At 68.0% G+C, this 6,408-nt stretch carries 8 protein-coding genes and 2 pseudogenes; 3 read left to right on the top strand and 7 right to left on the bottom strand.

Translation table 11 applies throughout. The annotated features are described in order from the left end of the window. Both VIB55_RS02205 and VIB55_RS02200 read left to right on the top strand, forming a co-directional pair. Positions 1-844, top strand: a pseudogene (locus tag VIB55_RS02205) (biotin synthase); the annotation flags it as partial. 73 nt (positions 845-917) lie between these two features. Then, the gene (locus VIB55_RS02200; protein ID WP_331875028.1) at positions 918-1,790 is read left to right on the top strand and encodes a TIGR03915 family putative DNA repair protein; all 873 of its coding nucleotides are present in this window, start codon (positions 918-920) and stop codon (positions 1,788-1,790) included. Between the two features lie 295 nt (positions 1,791-2,085). Here the strand turns inward: VIB55_RS02200 and VIB55_RS02195 are convergent, their stop codons facing one another. The 5 genes and pseudogenes from VIB55_RS02195 to VIB55_RS02175 all read right to left on the bottom strand — a co-directional run bounded on the left by VIB55_RS02195 (position 2,086) and on the right by VIB55_RS02175 (position 4,234). Further along, positions 2,086-2,388 carry a hypothetical protein gene (locus VIB55_RS02195; RefSeq protein ID WP_331875027.1) on the bottom strand — a complete coding sequence of 101 codons (303 nt, stop codon included), beginning with the start codon at positions 2,386-2,388 and terminating at the stop codon, positions 2,086-2,088. Continuing rightward, positions 2,385-2,861, bottom strand: a pseudogene (locus VIB55_RS25695) (DUF7689 domain-containing protein). Before VIB55_RS25695 ends, VIB55_RS02195 begins: the two are co-directional and overlap by 4 nt. After that, entirely contained in the window at positions 2,854-3,273 is a 420-nt protein-coding gene (locus VIB55_RS02185) for a hypothetical protein (protein WP_331875025.1), read from the bottom strand. Before VIB55_RS02185 ends, VIB55_RS25695 begins: the two are co-directional and overlap by 8 nt. Before the next feature lie 72 nt (positions 3,274-3,345). Further along, positions 3,346-3,828 carry a DUF7689 domain-containing protein gene (locus VIB55_RS25690; RefSeq protein ID WP_422655649.1) on the bottom strand — a complete coding sequence of 161 codons (483 nt, stop codon included), beginning with the start codon at positions 3,826-3,828 and terminating at the stop codon, positions 3,346-3,348. Then, complete coding sequence (locus VIB55_RS02175; protein ID WP_331875023.1) at positions 3,821-4,234, bottom strand: hypothetical protein; 414 nt, start codon at positions 4,232-4,234, stop codon at positions 3,821-3,823. The genes VIB55_RS25690 and VIB55_RS02175 overlap by 8 nt, the downstream gene beginning before the upstream one ends. A gap of 187 nt (positions 4,235-4,421) precedes the next feature. Between VIB55_RS02175 and VIB55_RS02170 the strand changes: the two genes are divergently transcribed. After that, complete coding sequence (locus tag VIB55_RS02170; RefSeq protein WP_331875022.1) at positions 4,422-5,438, top strand: MBL fold metallo-hydrolase; 1,017 nt, start codon at positions 4,422-4,424, stop codon at positions 5,436-5,438. A 7-nt stretch (positions 5,439-5,445) separates the two neighbouring features. Here VIB55_RS02170 and VIB55_RS02165 read toward each other — a convergent pair whose 3' ends face one another. Continuing rightward, positions 5,446-5,763 (bottom strand): hypothetical protein, encoded by a 318-nt coding sequence (locus VIB55_RS02165; protein WP_331875021.1) that lies wholly within the window; start codon positions 5,761-5,763, stop codon positions 5,446-5,448. A 79-nt stretch (positions 5,764-5,842) separates the two neighbouring features. Next, positions 5,843-6,408: DUF3641 domain-containing protein (locus VIB55_RS02160; protein ID WP_331875020.1), on the bottom strand; the 566-nt coding region annotated here is incomplete at its 5' end.

The following is a 6,408-nucleotide window of genomic DNA, read 5'->3' as shown; positions in this document are numbered from 1 at the left end:
CTACATCCACCTGAAGACCATCCCCGACGCCTCGCCCGAGCTGCTGGACGAGGCCGGGCGCTGGGCCGACCGGCTGAGCATCAACGTAGAGCTGCCCACGCTGGAAAACCTCGACCGGCTGGCTCCCGAAAAGAAGCTGGTGCAGATCACAGGGGCCATGTCGCACCTGCGCGACCGCATCGACCAGGCGAAGGGCGACGCGGGGCCCCGGCGCTCGCTTCCCGTGTTCGCCCCCGCCGGCCAGAGCACGCAGATGATCGTGGGCGCCACGGACGCGACCGACGCCACCATCCTGTCCACCGCGTCGGCGCTGTACGAGGGTCCGAGGCTGCGGCGCGTGTACTACTCCGGCTTTTCCCCCATTCCCGACGCCGCCTCCGCGCTCCCCGTCGTGCCCACGCCGCTCATCCGCGAGCACCGGCTCTACCAGGCCGACTGGCTGATGCGCTTCTACGGCTTCGGCGCCGACGAGCTGACCACCCGCGAGGCACCCAACCTGGACCTTTCGATGGATCCCAAGGTCTCGTGGGCACTTCGCAACCGCGAGCGCTTTCCGGTGGACGTGAACCGCGCCCCCAGGGAGGACCTGCTGCGCATCCCCGGACTGGGTGCCCGGAATGTGAAGCGCATTTTGGCATCGCGCCGATGGATGAGCATCCGCGTCGACGATCTGCGCCGGCTGGGCATTCCGCTGCGCCGCTCGCTGCCCTTCATCATCACCGCCGATCACCGCCCGACGCTGCTCGGCCCGGACTCACTGGACCTGCGCGACCGCATCGCCCCGAAGGCCGCGCAGGTGGACCTGTTCGAGTCGGCTGTGGCCGCGACGCACGGGGAACTGTGAGGGGAAGTGCGAAAGTGCGAAAGTCGGGGAGTGCGGAAGTGAATGTCCGGCCTGACACGGCGGGACGAGTCGCGTGAGGACCATCGTTTTCGCGCCGACGTTCGAGGGTTGGCGGGTCGCGGCTCGTGCGCTGCTGGTGGAAGGCGTGGAGCCGCGATCCGTCGTCTGGCAGGCGGGGGATGACCAGCAGCCGCTGCTCGGGCTGGCCGATGGACCGTCGCCGGATGCGGCGTTACCGGCCACGCAGGACGTGATGCGCGTGCCGCGGCGATTCGTGGAGGCGGCGCAGTGGGTGGCGTGCCATCGCGACGCGGAGCGGTGGGGATTGATGTACCGCGTCGTGTGGCGGCTCATGCACGGGGAGCGCGGGCTGATGGAGGTAGCGCCCGACCCTGACGTGCACCGGCTGCTGCGGATGGAAAAGGCGGTGCGGCGCGCGGAGCACAAGATGAAGGCATTCGTCCGCTTCCGCGCGGTAGAGCACGAGGGTGAGACGCGCTACGTGGCCTGGTTCGAGCCCGAGCACGATGTGGTGGAGCACGCCGCGCCGTTCTTCGCGGAGCGGTTCGCGTCGATGGCGTGGTCCATCCTTACGCCCGGCGTGTGCGCGCACTGGGACGGCGAGACGCTGTCGTTCTCCCCCGGCGTGCCGCGCTCCGCCGCCCCGGGCGAGGACGAACTGGAAGCGCTCTGGAAAACGTACTACGCCAGCACCTTCAACCCCGGCCGCCTGCGCCCCGGCGCCATGCGCGCCGAAATGCCGTTGCGCTACTGGAAGAACCTACCCGAAGCCCCGCTGATCGCGCCCCTCCTGCACGACGCCCCCGCCCGCGTCCGCCGGATGATCGAACAGCGATCTGAAGAACTCAAACGCCCACCACGTCGCCAAAGCCCCGCCGTACAAGCTGTAGCGGGTCCCGAGGTCCAGCCCCCTTCGGACGACTGATAACCATCCTGACCACGGGCGCGTCCCAGGGCACGTAAAACTCGCCGCTGGAAGAAGGGAAAGCCGCGAGACGGGCCGCTAGCGCGTCCCGTTCGGGGCTTCACCTTCACGCACGACCCACCTGACGAAACGCGCGGTGTCATCCCGATGGAGCGGCCCCGAACAACCTGCCCCTACACCGTACCACGCAGCGACTGAGGGATCCGCCACACAGATCGGCCGCGCCACACGATCCTCCTCTCAGGAGAACAGGCCAGTCCGCAAAGGCTCGCGAAGCCCCGACGTCATCCGCGCTCTACTCGTCGTGCACGGCTTCGATCCGACGTACCGCGCGGTACATCCCGAACGCGTGAAGGTCTTCCGGGTGATAGACATGCGGCCCGTGGTGCTCAGTCAGCACGATCAACCAGCCCTGCCACCTGACGACGAATGCGGAGTTGTAGAACAGCACCGTCCCGTCGTGGTGCTGCAGGTGGACGGCATGGCGGAGCCGGGGGTCGTCCGCACGAAGGTTCGCGTCCAGAGCCGCAGCCCTGCTCTTAGCATCCTTGTAGCTGGCTGACGATTTACGTGACGCTCCCCGGTGGAGAAAGATCAAGCGCCCGCGGCCCGAAACCGTAGAGCCAGCGTCGCGGGCACTTCGCCTCGCAGCGAACGACTCATGATCATCACAACCTCGCCGAAGCGCGTTCCGGTGAGACCATGGAGTTCGTGCTCGATATCGACATTCGTGCCGAGCTTACTGGTCCAATATCCCGATTCCACCTGCCGGGCCACGTGCGTTGGATAACCATTGGGCAAGGCAAAGATCGCGATTTTCTCAGTGCCCGCCTCTGGAGCGGGATTCGGCTCTGCCGCGTAGCCCATCATCTCGTAGACGGCGACAATCCCACTGACGGACCACTCTTCCGGAGCGGCTTCCGGTCACCATGCGGCTATATCGGGAGCCCACCAATGCCGGTCGTCCCCGGCTGCCCAAGCGACGCAGTTGTACTTGCGCGTCGCGGGGCTCGTGACCACGAAGTGACCGTGGGAAAGGCGCGGGTACTTCTCGCGAAGAGTATCATCCATCTACGTAGCCGCGTTCGCGCCCCCAGTTCAGCCAGTGCTCCGTCATCCGGGGGATGTCGCCGCGATCACCTGGTGGGACCGGATTTTCACCCGTGATCGCGTGGAGCGCCGTGAACCAGAGCGAGTCCTCGGACCTGAGATCACGGAGTAGGAGCGGCACGACGGGTGGGCCCATCCCGATGATCTCCTGATACGCCGGATGCTCGAAGAGGATCTTGGGTGACGAGTGGAACAGGGTGTCCTCCCGCCAGCGCGCCGCAAGATCCTCAAAGCGCCGCACCATTTCCTCCGGCGCGCGCCGACTGTGCGCGGTCCGTGGGGAAGCGGGCACGGGAGGACGCTGGCGTGCCGATGAGCCTGCGGCGGCGGACGGCTCGGCGTCGTGCTGGTAGCTCCGATCGTAGTCGACCATGGTCCTGGATCGCTGGGGTGAAGCATCGGACGAGGAGAGCCTCGTCGCACTCTACACTCTCAGGGCGACAGATCAAGCGCCCACCGCGTCGGCAACACCCCGCCGGACGAGCGGTATCGGGCCCCGAGGTCGAGCCCCCTGTGGGCGACTCATGACCATCAGCACCTCGCCGTACTTGGACCCGCAGAGGCCGTCGAGTTCGTGTTCGATGTCTACGTTCTTCCCCAGCTTGCTTGTCCAGTGGCCGGATTCCAGCTGCCGCGTGACGTGCTTTGGATCGTTCTCGAACCCGTAAATGGCGATCTTCTCGATCCCCGTCTCCAATTCCCCCGTAAATGCTGGCGAGTAGCCCAATATTCTGAACACGTCGAGCATCGCGCGAAGTGACCACTCGGCGAGGGCGTCTCGTGGCCACCAGAAACCTAACGGATCCCACCATTCCGTATCATGGCCTGCCGCCCACGCGATGCAGTTGTACGCCTCGCTCGGCGGACTCGTCACGACGAAGTGACTGCGGGCCAACCTGGGATATCGTGTGCGGAGACCATCATCCATCCAGGTACCCCCGCGCACGCCCCCAGCTTAGCCAATGCTCTCGCATGCGAGCGATGCGTCCCCGGTCTTCCCGCGGCACCGGGTCTTCGCCCGTGAGTGTTCGCAGCGCGCCGAACCAGAACGAGCCGTGCGTGGCGAGGTCAGCGAACATCAGCGGCAGAACCGGCGGACCCCAACTGACGATCTCCAAGTAGGCCGGGTGCTGATAGATCGTCGTCGGCGCGGAATCGAACTCGGTGTCCTCCCGCCACTTCGCGGCGAGTTCGTCGAATCGCCGTGCCATGTCCTGGAGGGCGGCGCGGCTCGGCGGCGGCCCCTCCACCGCGGCGGGCCGCGTGCGGGCCGTTGAGCCGGCGCTTGCAGCCGGCGCGGCATCGATCCGGTAGCTGCGATCGTAGTCAACCATGAGCCTCTGGATCGCTGGGGTGAAGCCGCAGGGCGACGGGAGATTCGTCGCCCACGATTCTGAAGCTAGACACAACGCTCAGGGGCAACAAGCGGGGCGAACGCGCCACCGGTGGGATTTTTGCCAATCACCAAACGGGAATCCGGCGCGTCCGCTCCGTCCGTCGGGCGGCAAACGATCAGAATCGATGACCGAAACTTCTCGCGCGAGACCCGCGCACCACGGACCGGATGGGCGGTTCCGGATTCCCTGGCCGCTGGAGGTGGCGGACCAGCGGGCCGGCGGCGGCGTGCTGCGGTGGCAGTGGGAGCGGATGTGGTCCAAGCAGCCGCCGAATCCGCAGCCGTCAGACCTGCCGCGCGCGGCGCCCGACATCGCGCGGCCGCGGGCGGCGGCGGACGAGATTCGCATCACCTGGATTGGACACGCCAGCTTTCTGCTGCAGATCGGCGGGCTGAACCTGCTCACCGATCCGCACTTCAGCCAGCGGGCCTCGCCGTTGTCGTGGATGGGCCCGAAGCGCTTCACCCCGCCCGGCCTCGCACTCAGCGATCTGCCGCCCATCGACGCCGTCCTGCTCTCGCACGACCATTACGATCACCTCGACGAGCCGACGGTCCGCGAGCTTCACGCGACGCACGATGATGCGCTGACGTGGATCGCGCCGCTGGGGCACGCGACGTGGCTGGTCGCGCGCGGCATCACGAGGAACGTGCATGACGTGGACTGGTGGGATACGGTGGAATTGCCCGCGGCGGGCGGGCCGCTGTCCATCACCTGCGCGCCGGCCCAGCACTGGACGCGGCGCGGGCTGCGCGAGTTCAACGACCGGCTCTGGGGATCGTTCGCGTTGCGGACCGTGTCGGGGCGCGGCGTCTATTTTGGCGGGGACAGCGGATACTTCCAAGGATACGGCGAGATCGGCCGGCGGCTGGGCCCGTTCGACGCCGTGATGATGCCCATCGGCGCGTACGATCCGCGCTGGTTCATGGCGCCGGCACACATGAACCCCGACGAGGCGGTGCGCGCCTACGGCGACCTGGGCGGGCGGGGCGCGTTCGTCCCCATGCACTGGGGCACCTTCCGCCTGACGGACGAGGACCCGCTGGAGCCGCCCGTCCGCCTGCGAGCCGCGTGGAAAGACTCCGGGCTGCCGCCGGGGGACCTGCACGTCCTGCCCCACGGCGGCACCCTCATCGTCTGATCGAGGCTCAGGGCGTGCGGCCGGTGTCGCCCTGCGCGGGCACCGGGCCCGTCGCGCCGCTCTGCACGGGCTGGCCGACGGCGTTGGGCACCTGCGTGGTGGAATCCCCCGCAGTCGGCGACGTGCCGGGGCCGGAGGGCGCCGCCGGGTTCACGGTGCCCTCGGGCGGCAGGACACCCGGGACGGCGGTGCCCGCTGCGGCCGAATCGGCGGTGTTGGTGGTCTGCTCGGCCTCGTCGGGGACGTTGTGCTCGCCCGCGCCGTCGCAGGCGGCCAGGGCAAGGGCGGTCAGCAGGCAGACGGGCAGGTTGCGTAGCCTGGACATCGGCATCTCGGGATTCGGGTTTCGTGCTTCGGGTTGACGGTCCGGGCCGCCGTCTCGCATCCGCCGTACCACGCGCCCGTCACGCCGTGGCGCCCCCGCAGCTGGAGCCCGCGCCCGCCGTGCAGCCGAAGCAGTGCGGCCCCAGCACGATGTCGCGCCGGCTCAGCGCATCCAGATCGAAGTCGAAGATGGTCCGCGGCCCGCGCGGGTCCACCGGAAGCCCCAGCATCTGGTTGAAGTCGCAGTCGTACAGCACGCCATCCCATCCCACCGAAAGCGTGTTGCGGCACATCACTCCCGCGGCCGCGGCGGGGTTGAAAGCCGTCACCAGCCGCTCCATGTACTCGTTCAGCCGTCCGCTCTCCGCCAGGAACTCCAGGTAGCGGCTGATGGGCATGTTGGTGATGGTGTACAGCCGGGTGAAGCGAATGCCGTACAGCCGCTCCATCTGCCGCTTCCACTCCGCCTCCAGCCCCGTCTGGTCGCCCGGCAGAAAGGTGCCGACCGGGTTGGTGACCAGGTCCAGCTGCAGCCCCGTCCCCTCCTGCCCGTAGCCCAGCGCGTTCAGCGCCCGCAGTGCGTCCAGCGACTCGGTGAACACGCCGTCGCCGCGCTGCGAATCCGTCCCCTTTTCGCGGTAGTGCG

It is taken from the genome of Longimicrobium sp. (assembly GCF_036554565.1).
GTDB lineage: Bacteria > Gemmatimonadota > Gemmatimonadetes > Longimicrobiales > Longimicrobiaceae > Longimicrobium.
Note: the sequence above shows the minus strand (reverse complement) of the source record. Positions and strands in the feature narration are given on the sequence as shown.